The organism is Rheinheimera pleomorphica, from assembly GCF_011634895.1.
Classification (GTDB): Bacteria; Pseudomonadota; Gammaproteobacteria; order Enterobacterales; family Alteromonadaceae; genus Alishewanella; species Alishewanella pleomorphica.
The window spans coordinates 1-18,328 of sequence record NZ_SIRR01000009.1; the positions used below are offsets into that span (position 1 = coordinate 1).

The 18,328-nt window shown below is 47.8% G+C and carries 31 protein-coding genes; all 31 read right to left on the reverse strand.

Features of this window, described 5'->3' with window-relative positions; all coding sequences use genetic code 11:
* Window positions 1–273: 273 nt before the first annotated feature.
* The 31 genes from EYB30_RS12995 to EYB30_RS13145 all read right to left on the reverse strand — a co-directional run bounded on the left by EYB30_RS12995 (window position 274) and on the right by EYB30_RS13145 (window position 18,148).
* On the reverse strand, window positions 274–1,554 hold the full coding sequence (locus EYB30_RS12995) for a serine hydrolase (RefSeq protein ID WP_166839362.1): 1,281 nt from the start codon (window positions 1,552–1,554) through the stop codon (window positions 274–276).
* A 108-nt stretch (window positions 1,555–1,662) separates the two neighbouring features.
* On the reverse strand, window positions 1,663–2,061 hold the full coding sequence (gene rplQ / locus EYB30_RS13000; RefSeq protein ID WP_027672166.1) for a 50S ribosomal protein L17: 399 nt from the start codon (window positions 2,059–2,061) through the stop codon (window positions 1,663–1,665).
* 39 nt (window positions 2,062–2,100) lie between these two features.
* Window positions 2,101–3,090: a DNA-directed RNA polymerase subunit alpha gene (locus EYB30_RS13005; protein WP_027672165.1), complete on the reverse strand. Its 990-nt coding sequence runs from the start codon at window positions 3,088–3,090 to the stop codon at window positions 2,101–2,103.
* 24 nt (window positions 3,091–3,114) lie between these two features.
* Window positions 3,115–3,735 (reverse strand): 30S ribosomal protein S4, encoded by a 621-nt coding sequence (gene rpsD / locus EYB30_RS13010; protein ID WP_166839363.1) that lies wholly within the window; start codon window positions 3,733–3,735, stop codon window positions 3,115–3,117.
* A 33-nt stretch (window positions 3,736–3,768) separates the two neighbouring features.
* Window positions 3,769–4,158 (reverse strand): 30S ribosomal protein S11, encoded by a 390-nt coding sequence (gene rpsK, locus EYB30_RS13015; RefSeq protein ID WP_040552629.1) that lies wholly within the window; start codon window positions 4,156–4,158, stop codon window positions 3,769–3,771.
* Between the two features lie 11 nt (window positions 4,159–4,169).
* On the reverse strand, window positions 4,170–4,526 hold the full coding sequence (rpsM, locus tag EYB30_RS13020) for a 30S ribosomal protein S13 (protein WP_008224462.1): 357 nt from the start codon (window positions 4,524–4,526) through the stop codon (window positions 4,170–4,172).
* Window positions 4,527–4,660: 134 nt separating this feature from the next.
* Window positions 4,661–4,774, reverse strand: a complete 114-nt coding sequence (rpmJ, locus tag EYB30_RS13025; protein ID WP_008950799.1) for a 50S ribosomal protein L36 — start codon at window positions 4,772–4,774, stop codon at window positions 4,661–4,663.
* A gap of 21 nt (window positions 4,775–4,795) precedes the next feature.
* Window positions 4,796–6,124: a preprotein translocase subunit SecY gene (gene secY / locus EYB30_RS13030; protein ID WP_166839364.1), complete on the reverse strand. Its 1,329-nt coding sequence runs from the start codon at window positions 6,122–6,124 to the stop codon at window positions 4,796–4,798.
* A 15-nt stretch (window positions 6,125–6,139) separates the two neighbouring features.
* Window positions 6,140–6,574 (reverse strand): 50S ribosomal protein L15, encoded by a 435-nt coding sequence (gene rplO / locus EYB30_RS13035; RefSeq protein WP_166839365.1) that lies wholly within the window; start codon window positions 6,572–6,574, stop codon window positions 6,140–6,142.
* Window positions 6,575–6,577: 3 nt separating this feature from the next.
* Window positions 6,578–6,760 carry a 50S ribosomal protein L30 gene (rpmD, locus tag EYB30_RS13040; protein ID WP_027672159.1) on the reverse strand — a complete coding sequence of 61 codons (183 nt, stop codon included), beginning with the start codon at window positions 6,758–6,760 and terminating at the stop codon, window positions 6,578–6,580.
* A gap of 6 nt (window positions 6,761–6,766) precedes the next feature.
* Window positions 6,767–7,270 carry a 30S ribosomal protein S5 gene (gene rpsE, locus EYB30_RS13045; protein ID WP_008224467.1) on the reverse strand — a complete coding sequence of 168 codons (504 nt, stop codon included), beginning with the start codon at window positions 7,268–7,270 and terminating at the stop codon, window positions 6,767–6,769.
* A gap of 9 nt (window positions 7,271–7,279) precedes the next feature.
* Window positions 7,280–7,630, reverse strand: coding sequence for a 50S ribosomal protein L18 (gene rplR, locus EYB30_RS13050; RefSeq protein WP_068238302.1), 351 nt, complete (start codon window positions 7,628–7,630; stop codon window positions 7,280–7,282).
* Window positions 7,631–7,639: 9 nt separating this feature from the next.
* Window positions 7,640–8,173 (reverse strand): 50S ribosomal protein L6, encoded by a 534-nt coding sequence (gene rplF, locus EYB30_RS13055; protein WP_166839366.1) that lies wholly within the window; start codon window positions 8,171–8,173, stop codon window positions 7,640–7,642.
* Window positions 8,174–8,188: 15 nt separating this feature from the next.
* A complete protein-coding gene (rpsH, locus tag EYB30_RS13060) occupies window positions 8,189–8,581 on the reverse strand; it encodes a 30S ribosomal protein S8 (protein WP_166839367.1) in 393 nt (130 codons plus the stop codon).
* Window positions 8,582–8,602: 21 nt separating this feature from the next.
* Window positions 8,603–8,908, reverse strand: a complete 306-nt coding sequence (gene rpsN / locus EYB30_RS13065; RefSeq protein WP_166839368.1) for a 30S ribosomal protein S14 — start codon at window positions 8,906–8,908, stop codon at window positions 8,603–8,605.
* A gap of 11 nt (window positions 8,909–8,919) precedes the next feature.
* Window positions 8,920–9,459 carry a 50S ribosomal protein L5 gene (gene rplE, locus EYB30_RS13070; protein WP_166839369.1) on the reverse strand — a complete coding sequence of 180 codons (540 nt, stop codon included), beginning with the start codon at window positions 9,457–9,459 and terminating at the stop codon, window positions 8,920–8,922.
* Window positions 9,460–9,478: 19 nt separating this feature from the next.
* Entirely contained in the window at window positions 9,479–9,793 is a 315-nt protein-coding gene (rplX, locus tag EYB30_RS13075; protein ID WP_166839370.1) for a 50S ribosomal protein L24, read from the reverse strand.
* 9 nt (window positions 9,794–9,802) lie between these two features.
* Window positions 9,803–10,171: a 50S ribosomal protein L14 gene (gene rplN, locus EYB30_RS13080; RefSeq protein WP_132585980.1), complete on the reverse strand. Its 369-nt coding sequence runs from the start codon at window positions 10,169–10,171 to the stop codon at window positions 9,803–9,805.
* A gap of 164 nt (window positions 10,172–10,335) precedes the next feature.
* Complete coding sequence (gene rpsQ / locus EYB30_RS13085; protein WP_166839371.1) at window positions 10,336–10,590, reverse strand: 30S ribosomal protein S17; 255 nt, start codon at window positions 10,588–10,590, stop codon at window positions 10,336–10,338.
* Window positions 10,590–10,781 (reverse strand): 50S ribosomal protein L29, encoded by a 192-nt coding sequence (gene rpmC, locus EYB30_RS13090; RefSeq protein WP_068238323.1) that lies wholly within the window; start codon window positions 10,779–10,781, stop codon window positions 10,590–10,592. The genes rpsQ and rpmC overlap by 1 nt, the downstream gene beginning before the upstream one ends.
* The gene (gene rplP / locus EYB30_RS13095; protein ID WP_166839372.1) at window positions 10,781–11,194 is read right to left on the reverse strand and encodes a 50S ribosomal protein L16; all 414 of its coding nucleotides are present in this window, start codon (window positions 11,192–11,194) and stop codon (window positions 10,781–10,783) included. Before rplP ends, rpmC begins: the two co-directional genes overlap by 1 nt.
* Window positions 11,195–11,206: 12 nt before the next feature.
* Window positions 11,207–11,920: a 30S ribosomal protein S3 gene (rpsC, locus tag EYB30_RS13100; RefSeq protein ID WP_008224489.1), complete on the reverse strand. Its 714-nt coding sequence runs from the start codon at window positions 11,918–11,920 to the stop codon at window positions 11,207–11,209.
* Window positions 11,921–11,929: 9 nt separating this feature from the next.
* Window positions 11,930–12,262 (reverse strand): 50S ribosomal protein L22, encoded by a 333-nt coding sequence (gene rplV / locus EYB30_RS13105; protein WP_046559236.1) that lies wholly within the window; start codon window positions 12,260–12,262, stop codon window positions 11,930–11,932.
* A gap of 10 nt (window positions 12,263–12,272) precedes the next feature.
* Window positions 12,273–12,551 carry a 30S ribosomal protein S19 gene (rpsS, locus tag EYB30_RS13110; protein WP_008950795.1) on the reverse strand — a complete coding sequence of 93 codons (279 nt, stop codon included), beginning with the start codon at window positions 12,549–12,551 and terminating at the stop codon, window positions 12,273–12,275.
* 16 nt (window positions 12,552–12,567) lie between these two features.
* Window positions 12,568–13,392, reverse strand: a complete 825-nt coding sequence (gene rplB, locus EYB30_RS13115; RefSeq protein ID WP_166839373.1) for a 50S ribosomal protein L2 — start codon at window positions 13,390–13,392, stop codon at window positions 12,568–12,570.
* 16 nt (window positions 13,393–13,408) lie between these two features.
* The gene (rplW, locus tag EYB30_RS13120; protein WP_027672146.1) at window positions 13,409–13,711 is read right to left on the reverse strand and encodes a 50S ribosomal protein L23; all 303 of its coding nucleotides are present in this window, start codon (window positions 13,709–13,711) and stop codon (window positions 13,409–13,411) included.
* Window positions 13,708–14,313, reverse strand: coding sequence for a 50S ribosomal protein L4 (gene rplD, locus EYB30_RS13125; protein ID WP_008224494.1), 606 nt, complete (start codon window positions 14,311–14,313; stop codon window positions 13,708–13,710). The genes rplW and rplD overlap by 4 nt, the downstream gene beginning before the upstream one ends.
* An 18-nt stretch (window positions 14,314–14,331) precedes the next feature.
* Window positions 14,332–14,970, reverse strand: coding sequence for a 50S ribosomal protein L3 (gene rplC, locus EYB30_RS13130; protein ID WP_166839374.1), 639 nt, complete (start codon window positions 14,968–14,970; stop codon window positions 14,332–14,334).
* Between the two features lie 29 nt (window positions 14,971–14,999).
* Entirely contained in the window at window positions 15,000–15,311 is a 312-nt protein-coding gene (rpsJ, locus tag EYB30_RS13135) for a 30S ribosomal protein S10 (protein ID WP_008899121.1), read from the reverse strand.
* Window positions 15,312–15,535: 224 nt separating this feature from the next.
* Window positions 15,536–16,396 (reverse strand): phospholipase A, encoded by an 861-nt coding sequence (locus EYB30_RS13140; RefSeq protein ID WP_166839375.1) that lies wholly within the window; start codon window positions 16,394–16,396, stop codon window positions 15,536–15,538.
* A 12-nt stretch (window positions 16,397–16,408) separates the two neighbouring features.
* Window positions 16,409–18,148, reverse strand: coding sequence for an acyl-CoA dehydrogenase family protein (locus tag EYB30_RS13145; RefSeq protein ID WP_166839376.1), 1,740 nt, complete (start codon window positions 18,146–18,148; stop codon window positions 16,409–16,411).
* Window positions 18,149–18,328: the final 180 nt, after the last annotated feature.

The window sequence follows — 18,328 nt, forward strand, 5'->3', positions numbered from 1 at the left end:
ACTCAACCGATAAATTTCATTTTTTGTGAAATCCATCATAAGTGCCCACACAGATGATTGATTGCGAATTGTTAAAGAGCTTGTACCAGAGCAGAGCTCCATGGTACGAGACTTTCGTCTCAGTCAGACGCTTTCTGCTTTCGCTTGCTGCCGTCTGTGTGGTGCGCATTATAGAGATCGTCGAAAAGTGATCAAGATCTTTTTTACAGAAAGATGATCGACCGCACAGTTTTTAAACGATCCTCTGCAAAACGACTGTTTTTTGGCGATAAATTAATCAAATTCTGGCTCTGCAGCGCTGAGTTGGCGCACTTCAGTTAGATCCGGGCTGAATTTACGTGGCCGCTGCAGCTCATATTGATACAAGTATTGTCCTAATTGCTGTAAAAACGGGATAGCTATCTGTTCGCGCTGATACAGATCGTCATTTAAGATGTCATTCTCGTTAGCATAGATCACCGCTGTAATAAAAAACTCGATCTGATTTTGCAGGTCGACAATATAGGCGCCATCGATAATGTGGCCATAAGCCCAACCGGATTTACTGAAAAGGCGGATATGCTCCGGGATCTGCTGCGCCTTACCACCAAACATAAAAAACTTGGCATAGTTGCCCGGGTATTGTTCTGCATCGTATGAAGGGTTAATGCTATCAGGTGGTAACATCGCCATGTAGCGCAGCACCAAATCGCGATCACTGGGGCGCAAATTAAACCTTTGCTCTGGAGCAAACAGCTGCGGAAACACCAGGCGTTTGATAGTGCTATCAAAGTCTGCCAAACTAAAACGGTTCTTATCGCTAAAGTCCATTGGCGCTGTAATAAGTTTACCCGCTCTGATATATGCTCTGCCTAAGCTGGGCTTGTCACTGTTTAAATATGAATGCGCTGACGTCCGCGCCGGCAGCCGCAGCAATTCTTTGCCGCTGCTGTCAATAAAGCGCACCGGGTTTACCTGCCGGTTCTGCTCATTGCTTAAGCTGACGCTGAGCCGGTGATTTATCAAACTGCGCAGTAATCCTTTGTCGGTAAAGCGCTGATTGATATAAGCAGGCCCTAATAATTCGTACAGTCTATTACTGCCTTCATTGTCACTTACTAAGAAAATCTTCTTAATATCGTGCGCAATACTGGGTAAACCGCTATTCGCTGAGGGATCTATCGTTCTTTCGGTTTGCCAGTCCGTGGCTGCGCCGGTCAACATAGTGGTTTCGGCTGTTAAACCAGGTACCTGCTGCTCAGCTAACCATTCCAGCGCCAATAGTGCTATTGGCAGTTTTACCGTACTGGCAGGATAAAAGTAACGCTGTTCATCCAAACCATATTGATAATAAGCCAAGCTTGGTTCGTTATTAGCATCGCGGTCAATCTGCGTATACAAAATTTGTACCCGGTAGGGCTTGGGATCGCGGAGTACCTGCTGTAATACCGGGTAATCATGCGGGACCTGAGACAAGATGGGTTCTAAAGGTGGTATATCAGTGAAAGTTTGACTGCTAGCCTGAAACGCCTGAGCGCTATTCAGTAGCAACAAAAATAACAACGCCTTTTGCATGTTCCGATGCCATCATCTGCTTAAAGCATCATAGTACGGCTGTGACGACTAAAAAACAAACAGGCATAAAAAAACCGGGCTTAGCCCGGCTTTTTAATTCTTTAGTGCTTACTCAGCTGCCGTTTCTTCAACTGGCAGTGCGTCCACTTCTGGACGATCGACTAATTCGATGTAAGCCATAGGTGCGTTATCACCGGCACGGAAGCCACACTTCAGAATACGAGTGTAACCACCTGGACGCGCGTTGTAACGCGGGCCCAGCACGTTGAATAACAAACCTACTACTTCTTTATCACGAGTACGGGCGAAAGCTAAACGGCGGTTTGCAACGCTGTCGTTCTTTGCCAGCGTGATCAATGGCTCGATCACACGACGTAACTCTTTAGCTTTAGGCAAAGTCGTTTTGATGATTTCGTGCTTCACCAACGAGCTTGCCATGTTGCGGAACATTGCCGTACGGTGGCTGCTGTTCCTGTTTAATTGACGACCACTCTTGCGATGGCGCATGATCTATTCCTTCTCACTAAACCAGAAACTGGTATCTGATTAGTCTTTATTTACCAGACTCGCTGGCGGCCAGTTCTCCAGGCGCATGCCCAGGGATAAACCGCGTGAAGCCAGCACGTCTTTGATTTCGGTAAGCGACTTTTTACCCAGGTTAGGTGTTTTAAGTAACTCCACCTCGGTACGCTGAACCAGATCACCAATGTACTGAATCTGCTCTGCCTTCAAGCAGTTAGCAGAACGAACTGTTAATTCCAAATCATCGACCGGACGTAACAGAATCGGATCAAACTCCGGCTTCTCTTCGCGTTTTTCCGGTTCGCTCTTATCGCGCAGCTCGACGAAGAACTCCAGCTGTTCAGCCAGAATTGTTGCTGCACGGCGAATGGCTTCCTCTGGCTCTACTGTGCCGTTGGTTTCCATATCGATGATCAGTTTGTCCAGGTCGGTACGCTGTTCTACCCGCGCAGCTTCAACTGAGTAGGCTATACGCTCTACCGGGCTGAAAGAGGCATCCAGTAACAGACGACCAATAGGACGCTCGTCATCATCTGAGGACAAACGCGCTGATGCAGGCACATAACCGCGACCACGTTCAACTTTCAGGCGCATACTGAATTCAGTTTCGCCAGTCAGGTTGCAAATAACGTGCTCAGGGTTGGTAATAACCACACCGTCGCCATGCTGGATGTCTCCAGCTGTTACAGGGCCAGCACCTTTCTTCGTCAAAGTCAGCGTGACTTCATCTTTGTCTTCCAGGCGAACGGCAAGGCCTTTCAGGTTCAGAAGGATATCAATAATATCTTCCTGTACACCCTCTTTGGCACTGTACTCATGGAGCACGCCGTCTATCTCAACTTCAGTCACTGCACAACCTGGCATTGACGATAGCAGAATACGACGTAACGCGTTGCCCAAGGTATGCCCGAAACCGCGCTCAAGTGGTTCCAAAGTAACTTTGGCACGAGTTGGGTTGATTTTTTCGATACCAACTAATCTCGGCTTAAGGAATTCGGTGACAGAACCCTGCATTGTATCCTCTCTTAACAATTAGCTTTACTTAGAGTAAAGCTCGACGATTAACTGTTCGTTGATGTCCGCAGACAGGTCTGAACGCTCTGGCAGACGCTTAAACACGCCTTCAAGCTTCGTGGTGTCTACTTCAATCCAAGTTGGCTTCTCACGTTGTGCAGCTACTTCAAGCGCAGCACCGATACGGGCTTGCTTTTTCGCTTTTTCACGAACAGAGATCACTTGTTCAGGTAATACAGTATGTGATGGAACATTAACCACGCGACCATTTAACATGATAGCTTTGTGGCTTACCAGCTGACGTGCTTCAGCGCGTGTACTGGCCAGACCCATACGGTATACCACGTTGTCTAAGCGTGACTCTAACAACGCTAACAGGTTTTCACCTGTATTACCTTTCAAACGAGCAGCTTCCTTGTAATAGTTACGGAACTGCTTTTCTAATACGCCGTAAATACGACGTACTTTTTGTTTCTCGCGTAACTGTAAACCGTAGTCTGATAAGCGACCGCGACGAGCGCCGTGCTGACCAGGAGCGGTAGTTAAGTTACACTTTGAATCGATTGCTCTTACGCCGCTCTTCAGGAACAGATCTGTACCTTCGCGACGACTTAGTTTGAGCTTAGGACCCAAATATCTTGCCATCTTCTTTCTCCAATAATCCGTGAAGCGCTGTAATTACACGCGACGTTTTTTAGGTGGACGGCATCCGTTATGCGGGATAGGCGTCACGTCGGTGATATTTGTGATCTTGTAACCAGCGGCGTTCAGAGCACGAATCGCTGATTCGCGGCCTGGGCCTGGGCCATTCACAAACACTTCAAGGTTCTTCAGACCATATTCCAGTGCAGCAGTACCTGCACGCTCTGCAGCTACCTGAGCAGCAAACGGAGTAGATTTACGTGAACCACGGAAACCTGAACCGCCGGCAGTCGCCCAGCATAGTGCATTGCCCTGACGATCAGTGATCGTCACGATGGTGTTGTTGAAAGAAGCATGGATATGAGCCATACCGTCAGAAACTTGCTTTTTTACCCGTTTACGAGTACGAACTGGTGCTTTAGCCATGTTGAATCACCTTATTTCTTAATCGCTTTACGTGGGCCCTTACGGGTACGCGCATTTGTCTTAGTGCGCTGACCACGAACCGGCAGACTACGACGGTGGCGCAGGCCACGGTAGCAACCCAGGTCCATTAAACGCTTAATATTTAATGTAACTTCACGGCGCAAGTCACCTTCAACGGTGTATTTTGCAACTTCGTCACGAAGCGTATCTAACTGTGCGTCGGTTAACGCAGCAATTTTTGTACTTTCTTCGATACCCACTGCAGCTAAAATCGATTTAGCGCGGGTTTTACCGATACCATAAACATAGGTCAAAGAGATGACCGCATGCTTATTATCGGGGATGTTAATGCCAGCGATACGGGCCACTAACGTTCTCCTTTAATAGAGTTTAAAGATGCCAATTTGAAAAGCCCGTAAGGATACTCAAATGGCGCTGATATTGCAAACGATAAAGGGGCTAAACCAATCAGTTCAGCCCGCAGTATCATCTTATTCTGCTATTAGCCTTGGCGCTGTTTATGCTTTGGCTCACTGCAAATTACGCGAACTACGTTATTACGCTTGATCACTTTGCAGTTACGGCAGATCTTCTTAACGGAAGCTCGTACTTTCATAACTTAACTCCGCAAACTATCTTAACGGCTAAAGCCTTTAAGATTTGCCTTTTTAAGCACAGAATCATACTGATGCGACATCAGATGGGTCTGTACCTGTGCCATAAAGTCCATAATGACGACAACGATAATCAGTAACGATGTACCGCCGAAGTAGAACTGAACGTCCCACGCAACCATCATGAACTCAGGAACTAAACAGATAAAGGTTATATACAAGGCACCTGCTAAGGTTAACCGCGTCATCACTTTATCAATGTATTTTGATGTCTGCTCACCAGGACGGATCCCAGGGATAAAGGCACCGGATTTCTTCAGGTTGTCTGCTGTATCACGCGGGTTAAACACCAACGCGGTATAGAAGAAACAGAAGAAAATAATGGCCGCGGAGTATAACATCATATACAACGGTTGTCCCGGAGATAATGTTAATGCTAATTCCTGCAGAAAATTAGCCACCACGCCTTCACCCGAACCAAACCAACTGGCTATCGTTCCAGGGAACAGAATAATGCTAGAAGCAAAGATCGGCGGAATTACACCGGCCATATTGACCTTTAACGGTAAATGGCTGCTTTGCGCGGCAAACACCTGACGGCCCTGCTGACGCTTGGCGTAATTAACCACAATCCGACGCTGGCCACGTTCAAAGAACACCACAAACCAGGTAATCGCAATTACGATTGCGCCTATTGCTACTAACAGTAAAAAGTGCAAATCGCCTTGACGTGCCTGCTCTATCGTCTGGCCAATAGCCGACGGGAAGCCGGCAACAATACCGGTAAAGATTAGCAACGAGATACCATTACCAATGCCACGCTCTGTAATTTGCTCACCCAACCACATTAAAAACATGGTGCCGGTAACCAAACTGATTACCGCAGTGAAGTAAAATGCAAAGCCAGGGTTAATCACTAACCCTTGCATCATATTAGGCAGGCCAGTGGCAATACCAATGGCCTGAAGTGTTGCTAATACTAAAGTACCGTAGCGTGTCATCTGGTTGATTTTACGCTTTCCAGCTTCGCCTTCTTTTTTCAGCTCAGCCATTGCCGGATGCATTACCGTCAATAACTGCACAATAATAGAGGCAGAGATGTAGGGCATAATACCCAACGCAAACACCGAAGCACGCTCAAGTGCGCCACCGCTGAACATGTTAAACATTTCAACGATGGTGCCCTTTTGTTGCTCGAATAATTGAGCCAGCACGGCGGCGTCAATTCCAGGAATTGGCACAAAGGAGCCTAACCGAAATACGATTATGGCCAAAAGTACAAATAACAAACGGGCCTTCAGCTCGCTGAAACCGCCTTTTGCACTTCTTGAGTCCGAACCTGGTTTAGCCATCGCGTACTATCCTTATTATTCTTCGACTTTACCGCCAGCGGCTTCGATTGCAGCACGCGCGCCTTTGGTTGCACCTAAACCTTTAACGGTTACCGGGCGAGTGATCTCACCTGACAGCACAACTTTAGCAAACTTAACAGTACGGGCGATGATGTTAGCTTCCATCAGGCTAGCCAGATCAACTACATCACCTTTCACCGCTGCCAGTTCGTGCAGACGAACTTCAGCAGAAACCAGAGATTTCTGTGAAGTGAAACCGAACTTAGGTAAACGCTGTTTCAGAGGCATTTGACCGCCTTCGAAACCTGGACGAACTTTACCGCCAGAGCGTGATTTTAAACCTTTGTGACCACGGCCACCGGTTTTACCTAAGCCTGAGCCGATACCACGGCCAAGGCGGCGCTTTTCTTTCTTAGCACCAGGTGCCGGAGCAAGAGTATTTAATAACATCTGTTACTCCTCCACTTTAACCATGTAATACACAGCGTTGATCATACCGCGAACTGAAGGTGTATCTTCAACTTCAACAGTGTGACCGATGCGGCGTAAACCTAACCCGGTTAACGAGGCCTTATGCTTCGGTAAACGACCGATGCTTGACTTCGTTTGGGTTACTTTAATTGTCTTCTTCGCCATGGCAGATTACCCCAGAATGTCGTCAACGCGTAAACCGCGTTTAGCAGCTACCTGTGCAGGCGACTTAACAGACGCCAGTGCATTGATAGTTGCGCGAACTACGTTGATTGGGTTGGTTGAGCCGTAACACTTAGACAGAATGTTCTGTACACCAGCAACTTCCAGTACGGCGCGCATTGCACCACCGGCGATCAAGCCAGTACCTTCAGCAGCAGGCTGCATGTAAACATTTGAACCTGAGTGAACACCACGGGTTGGGTGGTGTAAGGTGTTACCATTTAACTCAACCTGGGTCATGTTGCGACGTGCTTTTTCCATTGCTTTTTGAATAGCAGCTGGAACTTCACGTGCTTTACCATAACCAAAACCAACGCGACCATTACCGTCACCAACCACAGTCAAAGCGGTGAAGGAGAAAATCCGACCACCCTTAACAACTTTTGACACGCGGTTTACTGCAACAAGCTTCTCTTGTAAATCAGATTGTTGTTTAGCTTCTTCGTTAGCCATGAGCTACTCCTAGAACTGAAGACCGGCTTCACGCGCCGCGTCAGCCAGAGCTTGTACGCGACCATGATACTGGAAGCCACTGCGGTCAAAAGCACAAGCAGTAACGCCTTTGGCTACTGCGCGTTCGGCAATCGCTTTACCTACAGCCTTAGCAGCGTCTACGTTACCAGTGTACTTCAGTGAGTCTTTGATTGAAGCTTCTACGGTAGAAGCTGCAGCAATCACTTCAGCATTTGGTGCGATAAGCTGGGCGTAGATGTGACGTGGTGTACGGTGTACAACCAGGCGATTCGCACCTTGTTCGATAATGTTTCTGCGAGTGCGTTTGGCACGGCGCAGACGAGCAAGTTTCTTATCCATCGTCCTACCCTACTTTTTCTTCGCTTCTTTACGACGCACGTTTTCATTTGCATAGCGCACACCTTTGCCTTTGTAAGGCTCTGGTTTACGGTATGCCCGGATGTTAGCGGCAACCTGACCAACTAATTGCTTGTCAGCACCTTTTACCACGACTTCAGTCTGGCTTGGTGTTTCGATAGTGATACCGTTAGGTACCTGAAACACCACTGGGTGAGAAAAGCCCAGGCTCAGGTTTAATACTTTACCTTCTGCTTTCGCACGGTAACCAACACCTACCAGTTCCAGTTTCTGAGCGAAACCTTCAGTAACACCGGTAACCAGGTTATTGATCAGCGCACGGGCAGTACCCGCTTGCGCGTCAGCGCCTTCGAAGCCATCACGTGGGTTGGTACGTAAAACGTTACCATCAACCACGACTTCAACCGCTGGGTTAACATCTAGTGCTAACTCGCCGTTCTTGCCCTTAAAAGACACTACCTGGCCGTTTTGCGTTACAGTAACGCCGGCTGGAATAGTGACTGGGGCTTTAGCAACACGAGACATAGATTACTACCTCCGTTACGCTACGTAGCCGATGATTTCGCCACCGATACCAACCTTGCGCGCGGCGCGGTCAGTCATTAGTCCTTTAGATGTTGACACGATGGCCACACCTAAACCGCCCATTACCTTAGGTAATTCGCCACGCTTCTTATAAATGCGCAGGCCTGGACGACTAACACGATCGATAGTTTCAATGACAGATTTGCCCTGGAAGTACTTTAAAGTAACTTCCAATTCTGGCTTAGCATCACCAGAAACCGCGAAATCAGCGATGTAACCTTCGTCTTTTAATACTTTCGCAATAGATACCTTCAGTTTTGAAGATGGCATCTTAACCGCAACTTTATTGGCTGACTGGCCGTTGCGAATGCGAGTAAACATATCCGCTACTGGATCTTGCAAACTCATAGCTCGTTACTCCCGTGATTCTTACCAGCTAGCCTTACGAAGGCCAGGAATTTCACCGCGCATCGCCGCTTCACGGACCTTGATCCGGCTCATGCCGAACTTACGCAGGTAACCGTGTGGACGACCAGTTACACGACAACGATTACGTTGACGCGAAGGGCTTGAATCACGCGGCAACGCCTGTAACTTCAGAACGGCTGCCCAACGGTCTTCGTCAGAAGTCGCTGGATTAGCAATCGCATCTTTCAGTTCATGACGCTTTGCAGCGAATTTGGCTACCAGTTGTGCACGCTTTAACTCGCGGGCTTTCATTGATTGTTTTGCCATGACCCTACACCTTATTTCTTGAATGGGAAGTTAAACGCGGCAAGTAAAGCACGTCCTTCGTCATCGGTACGCGCGGTAGTCGTAATAGTGATATCTAAACCACGTACTGCATCTACTTTATCGTATTCGATTTCCGGGAAAATGATTTGCTCACGTACACCCATGCTGTAGTTACCACGGCCATCGAATGACTTCGGGTTTACACCACGGAAGTCACGGATACGCGGGATAGCAATAGAGACTAAACGCTCTAAGAATTCCCACATACGCTCGCCGCGCAGGGTCACTTTTGCGCCAATAGGGTAGCCTTCACGGATTTTGAAACCAGCGACTGACTTACGTGCCTTAGTAACCAGAGGTTTCTGGCCGGCAATAGCTGTTAAATCAGCTACGGCGTTTTCAAGGATCTTTTTGTCAGCTACGGCTTCACCCACACCCATATTGAGCGTGATTTTAACAATCCGAGGGACTTGCATGACGCTGGTGTAGCCGAACTGCTTAAACAGTTCTGGGACTACGGTGTCTTTATAAATTTCATGCAGTTTCGCCATCGTATTACTCCAATAGCAATTAAATTACTTCGTTATTCGATTTGAAGAAACGGACTTTTTTGCCGTCTTCAACTCGGAAACCTACACGATCCGCTTTACCCGTTTTAGAGTTAAAGATCGCTACGTTTGAAACATGAATTGAGGCTTCTTTCTCAACGATACCACCTGGCTGATTCAGAGCCGGTACAGGCTTCTGATGCTTTTTAACCAGGTTAACGCCGGAAACATAAACACGGCCTTCAGCCACTAAAACTTTAGTAACTTTGCCGCGCTTACCTTTGTCCTTACCAGTAAGAACAATAACCTCGTCATCACGACGGATTTTACTAGCCATGGTGACTCCTTACAGTACTTCTGGTGCCAGAGACACGATCTTCATAAACTTATCGCCACGAAGTTCACGTGTAACAGGCCCGAAAATACGAGTGCCGATCGGTTCCAGCTTGCTGTTTAACAACACTGCTGCATTGCGATCAAAACGGATTAATGACCCGTCCTGACGGCGTACGCCTTTGCGTGTACGCACCACCACTGCATTCAGTACATCACCTTTTTTAACTTTACCGCGCGGAATTGCTTCCTTAACAGTAACTTTGATGACGTCACCAATTGCAGCATAACGGCGATGTGAACCACCTAAGACCTTAATACACATTACGCTGCGCGCGCCGCTGTTGTCTGCGACTTCCAGCATAGATTGCATCTGGATCATCTTAGTGCTCCGCTATTCTACTAAATAACCCTCACGGGTTACGCTGCTTACGATATAAACTACCCCCTGACAAGAGGGCGCGTGATTATAACAGCACTCTTACCAAAAAGGTAGCGCAAAATAAAAGCGGCCCCAGATGGAGCCGCTTTTCACATCTTAACGAATTAAGATGCTGATTCGACTACAGCAACCAGAGTCCAAGACTTAGTCTTAGACAGAGGGCGGCATTCACGAATAGTGACTACATCGCCTTCTTTACACTGATTGGTTTCGTCATGTACGTGCAGCTTGGTAGTACGCTTGATGAACTTCCCGTAAATTGGGTGTTTCACCGAACGCTCGATCGCAACAGTAATAGACTTGTCCATTTTGTTGCTGATCACTTTACCTTGCAGTGTACGAATATTAGTTTCGGTCATTACGCACCTGCCTTCTCGGTTAAGATGGTCTTAACGCGCGCGATATCACGACGCACCTGCTTGAATAAATGCGTTTGAGCTAACTGACCGGTAGCCAGTTGCATGCGCAGGTTAAACTGCTCACGTAACAAGCCCAGTAATTCAGTGTTTAACTCTTCAACACTTTTCGCTTTTAATTCGCTGGCTTTCATCACATTACCGTCCGCGTTACAAAGGTTGTCTTAAATGGTAGCTTAGCGGCCGCCAGTGAAAAAGCGTGACGCGCTAACTCTTCAGACACACCGTCCATTTCATACAGAACTTTGCCAGGTTTAATCTGACATACCCAGTACTCAACAGAACCTTTACCACTACCCATACGTACTTCCAGCGGCTTAGCAGTCATTGGCTTGTCTGGGAACACACGGATCCAGATTTTACCAACACGCTTAACAGCGCGCGTCATAGCACGACGTGCAGATTCGATTTGACGTGAAGTCATCTGACCACGTTCTACAGATTTCAGTGCGTAAGTACCGAAAGATACTTTGTCGCCAACCAGGGCTAAACCACGGTTACGACCTTTGTGCACTTTACGAAATTTTGTACGTTTTGGTTGCAACATCGCTCAATACCCCTACTTAGCCTTACGTGCCGGTTTTTTCGGCGCTTTAGGCTGGTTGTTATTGTTGGCGTTGTTGGTGTTGTTGTTCAATGGCAGAGCACCTAAGATCTCGCCTTTGAAAATCCAAACTTTCACACCAATGATACCGTAAGTAGTCAGTGCTTCTGAGGTATTGTAGTCAATGTCAGCACGCAGGGTGTGCAGAGGCACACGGCCTTCGCGATACCACTCTGAACGAGCGATTTCTGCGCCGCCTAAACGGCCGCTAACTTCAACTTTGATACCCTTGGCACCGATACGCATGGCGTTTTGTACCGCACGCTTCATCGCGCGACGGAACATAACACGACGCTCTAACTGGCTGCTGATCGAATCAGCAACTAACTTAGCGTCCAGCTCAGGCTTGCGGATTTCAGAGATGTTAATCTGCGCAGGTACGCCAGCGATGGCGGCTACTTGCTTGCGGATTTTCTCAACATCTTCACCTTTTTTACCGATGATTACGCCTGGACGCGCAGTGTGAATGGTCACACGGATGCTTTTCGCAGGGCGTTCAATATCGATCCGGCTTACTGACGCTGCTTTCAGTTCTTTTGTCAGGTACTGACGAACTTTAAAGTCACCGTTTAAGAAATCCGGGAAGTCTTTCGTATTCGCGAACCAGGTAGAGCTCCATGGCTTAGTGATACCTAGGCGAATACCATTAGGATGTACTTTCTGTCCCATTTCTATCTCCTAGTTATCAGCTACAACCACAGTGATGTGGCTGGTGCGCTTGACGATACGGTCAGCACGACCTTTGGCACGTGGCTTGATACGCTTCATAGACGGACCTTCATCAACGAAGATGGTCTTTACTTTCAGCGTGTCAATATCCGCACCTTCATTGTGCTCCGCGTTAGCAATGGCTGATAAAAGTACCTTTTTGACTAACTCTGCGGCCTTTTTCGGGCTGTAAGTTAATACATTCAACGCCTTATCTACTGACAAACCACGCACCTGGTCAGCAACCAGACGAGTTTTTTGTGCAGAAGAACGGGCAAATTTGTGTTTAGCTAATGCTTGCATCATTTACCCCTTAGCGCTTCTTGGCCTTTTTGTCGGCTGCATGACCACGGTAGGTACGAGTAGGTGCAAATTCACCTAACTTGTGACCAATCATCTCTTCAGAGACGAACACAGGTACATGTTGACGACCATTATGGACAGCGATGGTCAAACCGATCATATCAGGTATGATCATTGAACGACGGCTCCAAGTCTTAATAGGCTTCTTGTCACCGCTTTCCAACGCTTTCTCTACCTTCTTCAGCAAGTGAAGGTCAATAAATGGACCTTTCTTGAGAGAACGTGGCATGGCAATTCCTCACAAATTATTTATCACGACGACGTACGATAAGTTTATCAGTACGCTTGTTTGAACGAGTTTTGTAACCCTTCGTTGGAACGCCCCATGGTGTAACTGGGTGACGACCACCAGAAGTTTTACCTTCACCACCACCGTGTGGGTGATCAACCGGGTTCATTACCACACCACGTACGGTTGGGCGAATGCCACGCCAGCGCATAGCACCAGCTTTACCGTATTGACGTAACATATGTTCCGCGTTGCCGATCTCACCGATAGTCGCGCGACAATCTGCTAATACTTTACGTACTTCGCCACTGCGTAAACGCAGGGTTACGTACTCACCGTCACGAGCCAGGATCTGAGCGAAAGCACCAGCTGAACGAACCAGCTGACCACCTTTACCAGGCTTCATTTCAATGTTGTGTACTACCTGACCCACTGGGATGTTGCGCAGTGGCAGCGTGTTACCGGCTTTGATTGGTGATTCCATACCAGAGATCACGCTATCACCCGCTTTCAGGCCTTTAGGGGCCAGAATGTAACGACGCTCGCCGTCTGCGTATAACACCAGTGCGATGTTAGCAGTACGGTTTGGATCGTACTCTAAACGCTCAACTTTGGCTGGAATGCCATCTTTGTTGCGTTTGAAGTCAACTAAACGGTAATGCTGCTTGTGACCACCACCGATATGACGGGTAGTGATACGACCGTTGTTGTTACGACCACCAGATTTTGAATTTTTCTCTAACAAAGGGGCATAAGGCTTGCCTTTGTACAGGTCTGGGTTAACCACTTTTAATACGTGGCGACGACCTGGTGACGTAGGTTTACACTTTACAAGTGCCATTTCCTAACTCCTCTTCTTACTCAGCGCCGCCAACGAAATCGATTTCGCTGCCTTCTTTAAGAGTCACGTAAGCTTTTTTCCAATCGCTACGCTTGCCCATACGCGCACCAGTGCGCTTGGTCTTACCCTTAACGTTAACAGTACGCACACCGACTACTTCTGTTTCGAACAGTTTTTCAACTGCTGCTTTAACATCAGCTTTAGTCGCAGTAGTGGCTACCTTGAAAACGACTGTATTGTGTTTTTCAGCAGACACGGTGCTCTTTTCAGAAACGTGTGGTGCCAGAATAACTTTCAGTAAACGTTCTTCGCGGATCATGCTAACAGCTCCTCAAGTTGCTTAACTGCAGCAGCAGTCATTAACACTTTGTCGAATGCGATTAAGCTGACCGGGTCGATACCGTGTACGTCACGCACGTCTACCTTGTACAGGTTACGTGCAGATAAGAACAGGTTCTCATCCACTTCGTTAGTCACGATTAACACGTCTTTTAAGTCCATTGCCTTTAACTTAGCAGTTAAATCTTTGGTCTTAGGCGTATCAACGGCGAAATTTTCCACCACGATTAAACGCTCTTGACGTACTAATTCTGACAGGATGCTTTGGATCGCACCACGATACATTTTACGGTTTACTTTCTGGCTGTGATCTTGTGGCTTAGCCGCAAATGTCACACCGCCTCCGCGCCAGATTGGGCTGCGGATAGTACCAGCACGCGCGCGGCCAGTACCTTTTTGACGCCATGGCTTCTTGCCGCCACCGCGTACTTCAGAACGTGTCAGCTGAGCGCGGGTACCCTGACGGGCGCCGGCAGCATAAGCTACAACGACCTGATGAACCAAAGCTTCATTAAACTCACGTCCAAAGGTAGCTTCGGAAACTTCAAGAACGCCTTGAGCGTCTCGTAATGCTAATTCCATCACTTATCTCCTCAGACGTTAGCTTTTAACAGCTGGTTTAACGATCACGTCACCGCCGATAGCACCAGGTACTGCACCTTTTACTAACAGGATGTTACGCTCTGCGTCTACACGAACCACTTCCAGTGACTGCACGGTTACGCGCTCAGCACCTAAGTGACCAGCCATTTTTTTACCCTTGAATACTTTACCTGGTGATTGGTTCTGACCAATTGAACCAGGTGCACGGTGTGATAAAGAGTTACCGTGAGTAGCATCCTGAGTACGGAAATTCCAGCGCTTAACAGCACCAGCAAAACCTTTACCTTTTGATGTACCAACTACATCTACTTTCTTCGTTTCTGCGAAGATTTCAACCGTAATCTCGCTGCCAACAGTGATGTCAGCACCTTCGTTATCTGCCAGGCGGAATTCCCACAGACCACGACCCGCGTCAACGCCAACTTTGGCAAAATGACCTGCTTCCGGCTTGTTCAGGCGGCTTGCCTTCACAGTGCCAGCAGTCACTTGCAGTGCGCTGTAACCGTTTGTTTCTGCAGTCTTAACTGCAGTTACACGGTTTGGTGTCGCTTCGATTACGGTTACTGGAATTGAAACGCCATCTTCAGTGAAGATGCGGGTCATTCCCACTTTACGACCGATAAGACCGATAGCCATTTCCTAAACCTCTCTATAAACCTGTCTGATTAGCCCAGGCTGATTTGAACGTCAACACCAGCAGGCAGATCTAAACGCATCAGCGCATCAACCGTTTTCTCGGTTGGCTCAACGATGTCGATTAAACGCTTGTGGGTACGGATTTCGTACTGATCACGCGCATCTTTGTTTACGTGAGGAGAAATCAATACAGTGAAACGTTCCTGGCGAGTAGGAAGTGGGATAGGACCACGAACCTGTGCGCCCGTACGCTTAGCTGTGTCAACGATTTCCATAGTTGACTGATCGATCAAACGGTGATCGAACGCTTTCAGACGGATGCGAATCCTTTGATTACTCATGTATCAAAGCCTCTAAAGAGCAAAAAGAGCAAAAATAAACACAAGCTATCCAACCCAATAAAGGGGGATGCCCATGCACCAAAGTTACGTTTGCTCCCCAATCGGGAGCACTGTAAGCGTTAGTTCGCCTAAGTTGGCGGCTAACGAGCCAGTCAGAATTGTATCGACTGGCCGCGCATTATACTGAATTCAACCGATAACGCAAGCATTGGTTAAATATTACGCTACAGAATATCGTTTAATTCAAAGCCGATGCCAACACGGGTAACTGAACGATTGTAATCAATCAGACTTTCGCCATAACCATTGAACAGCTCGGCGTAAAAACGCACGTGCTTATTAAATGGCCGCGAGTATGACAAGCGAATAGCGCCCTTGTTATCGCTGCGAAGATTATTACGCACCATCATACGCCAGGTGGCGTCCTCGTCTTTATAAGCTGCAGAAAGCTCAAACCAGCCCATATATTTGGTAATGTCAGGGTTGTCGTCCCCTTCCGGGTCACTGGGCGCGTCTTTGCGTTTTTCTTTAAAGCGGTACCAGGGTTCAAAATTAATAAAAACATTACCGATAGAGGTAACCCAGCTCAGCTTTAACCGGTTCCAACTGCGGGACAGCTCGCCGGCACGGCCATTCGACTGGTGCGATAAACTTATACCAATAATGCGGCTGGCCGCTTCCTCATAGTTTTTGTAATGCGGTAACAGCAGAATCAGCTCCGGCTCGTAGTTGGTCTCACGAAACGGGGAGGAAATATCGCTGTTATACGCCTGCCAGTATGCTTGCTGAGTGAAAGCAAAAAACAAATAACCATTATCGTTATATATCTTGCTCCATACCGGCGTTTTTAGGCTTAACTGAAACTTGGCTTCAATATTATCCGACGGTGCAATAACGTCATCACGCTGCAGCACCGGCGCGATACCATCAACATAACTGACGGGCAGCAGATAATTATTGTTGTGGGGAATAAGCGTAAACGGGCGGTAAGCGTCCCATTGCTCGGCTTTTAAACGTTTATCCAGCGCATCTGCAGCCTGTAGCTGAAAGCCAACGAGTAAAAGTAAACCGAGCAATAATCGCATAAGCTTGTCCTGTTAAAAATGCGCCGGGCTTAGGGTATCAATACCGGCTGTATCCTCGCTTAACACAGCAAACAAACCTTTTGCTTTAGGGAGTACCCGGGCAAAATAATAAGCTGCAGTGCTGTGCTTGGCGTGTTTAAAGCTATCACTGACTTCAGCGCTATCCAAGGCGCGCAGGTTTTTATACCACATGTAGCCATACAGCACATATGACACGGCAGCTAAATAATCACAAGCGTTAGCGCTTTGTGCTCTGAAGTCATGTGCCATTATATCGGCGGTAAGTTGCAGTAATTCGGTAATGTACTCTGCCAGTTGCGCAGATCCAGCTTGCGGTGCGCTAGCAATCTCAGCGTTAATTTCGTTCAACAAACCGATAAGGGCAGCACCTTGATCTGCGGCTACTTTACGCAACATAAAGTCAGCCGCCTGTATACCGTTGGTTCCCTCGTAGATCTGAGCGATACGCACATCACGCACTAACTGCTCCATTCCCCACTCTTTGATATATCCATGGCCGCCAAACACTTGCTGCGCGGTGACACAAGCATCAAAGCCCTGGTCGGTCATAAAAGCTTTGGTGATCGGGGTGAGTAAATTGGCTCTTTGGGCCGATAGCGCACAGTTATCGTATTTGGCTTTATCCAGCAGTGACGCTACCCAGGTGGCAAAAGTACGCCCCGCTTCATTCATCGCTTTAATGTTAAGTAGCATGCGGCGCACATCGGCATGACCAATAATGGGTTCTGCTTTATTGGTATCTTTTTCACTGATACGGCCTTGTAACCTTTCTTTAGCGTAGCTCAGCGCATTCTGGTAAGCCCGCTCTGCGGCCCCCAGCCCTTGGCTACCCATTGATAAACGCTCGTAATTCATCATGGTGAACATGCAGGCTAAGCCACGATGCTCCTCGCCTATTAGATAACCTTTGGCATCATCAAAATTCAGTACACAGGTAGCTGACCCATTAATACCCATTTTATGCTCGATTGAGCCAACACTTACTGCATTGCGTTTACCCGGCTCACCGTCAGCATCGGGTAGATACTTAGGCACTAAAAATAGAGAGATACCGCGGCTGCCGGCCGGGGCACCCGGCAATTTGGCCAGTACTAAATGGATAATGTTGCTTGTCAGATTATGCTCACCAGCGGTGATAAAAATTTTGCTGCCACTAATTGCATAGCTGCCATCATCGAGAGGCCTGGCTGAGGTGCGCATTATACCCAGATCCGAGCCGGCATGGGCTTCGGTCAGGCACATGGTGCCCGACCACTCACCGCTGTACATCTTAGGTAAGTACAGCGCTTTGGTTTCATCGTCAGCATGTTGCAATAGTGCAACACAGGCTCCCGCGGTTAAGCCCGGATAGAGTGAAAACGCAATGTCGGCACTGCACAGCATTTCGTCGACCATCATCGACAACGCTTTGGGCATGCCCATGCCACCAAATTCTGCATCGCCACTCAGGCCAGTCCAACCACCTTCACTCAGGCTTTGATAAGCCGCATAGTAATGCTGCGGTAAGATGACGGCACCGTCTTTTAACTGGGCACCCTGCTGATCAGCAACACTGGCAAAGGGCGCTATCTGTTGTTCGCAGATCTTTGCCGCCTCCTGCAGAATCGCTTTAGCGGTATCGGCCTCAATCAGCTCTTTTAATTCAGTTTGCTGTTGCCAGTACTGATCTAACTGCCATACGTTAAATAAGTTAAAACAAATATCGTCGATCGGGGCCTGATACTGGCTCATACTAAGTGCCTCTTAAACTGGACGGATGAGTTTAAGCATGGCACAGCTTGTCTTTTCAAACAAGTGTTTGAAAGCTGCAACAGGACAAATTTCAGGCAATAAAAAAGGCCCCGCAGGGCCTTTTTCAATCTCAGCTTATTAAGCCAGGATTTTTGATACTACGCCAGCACCTACAGTACG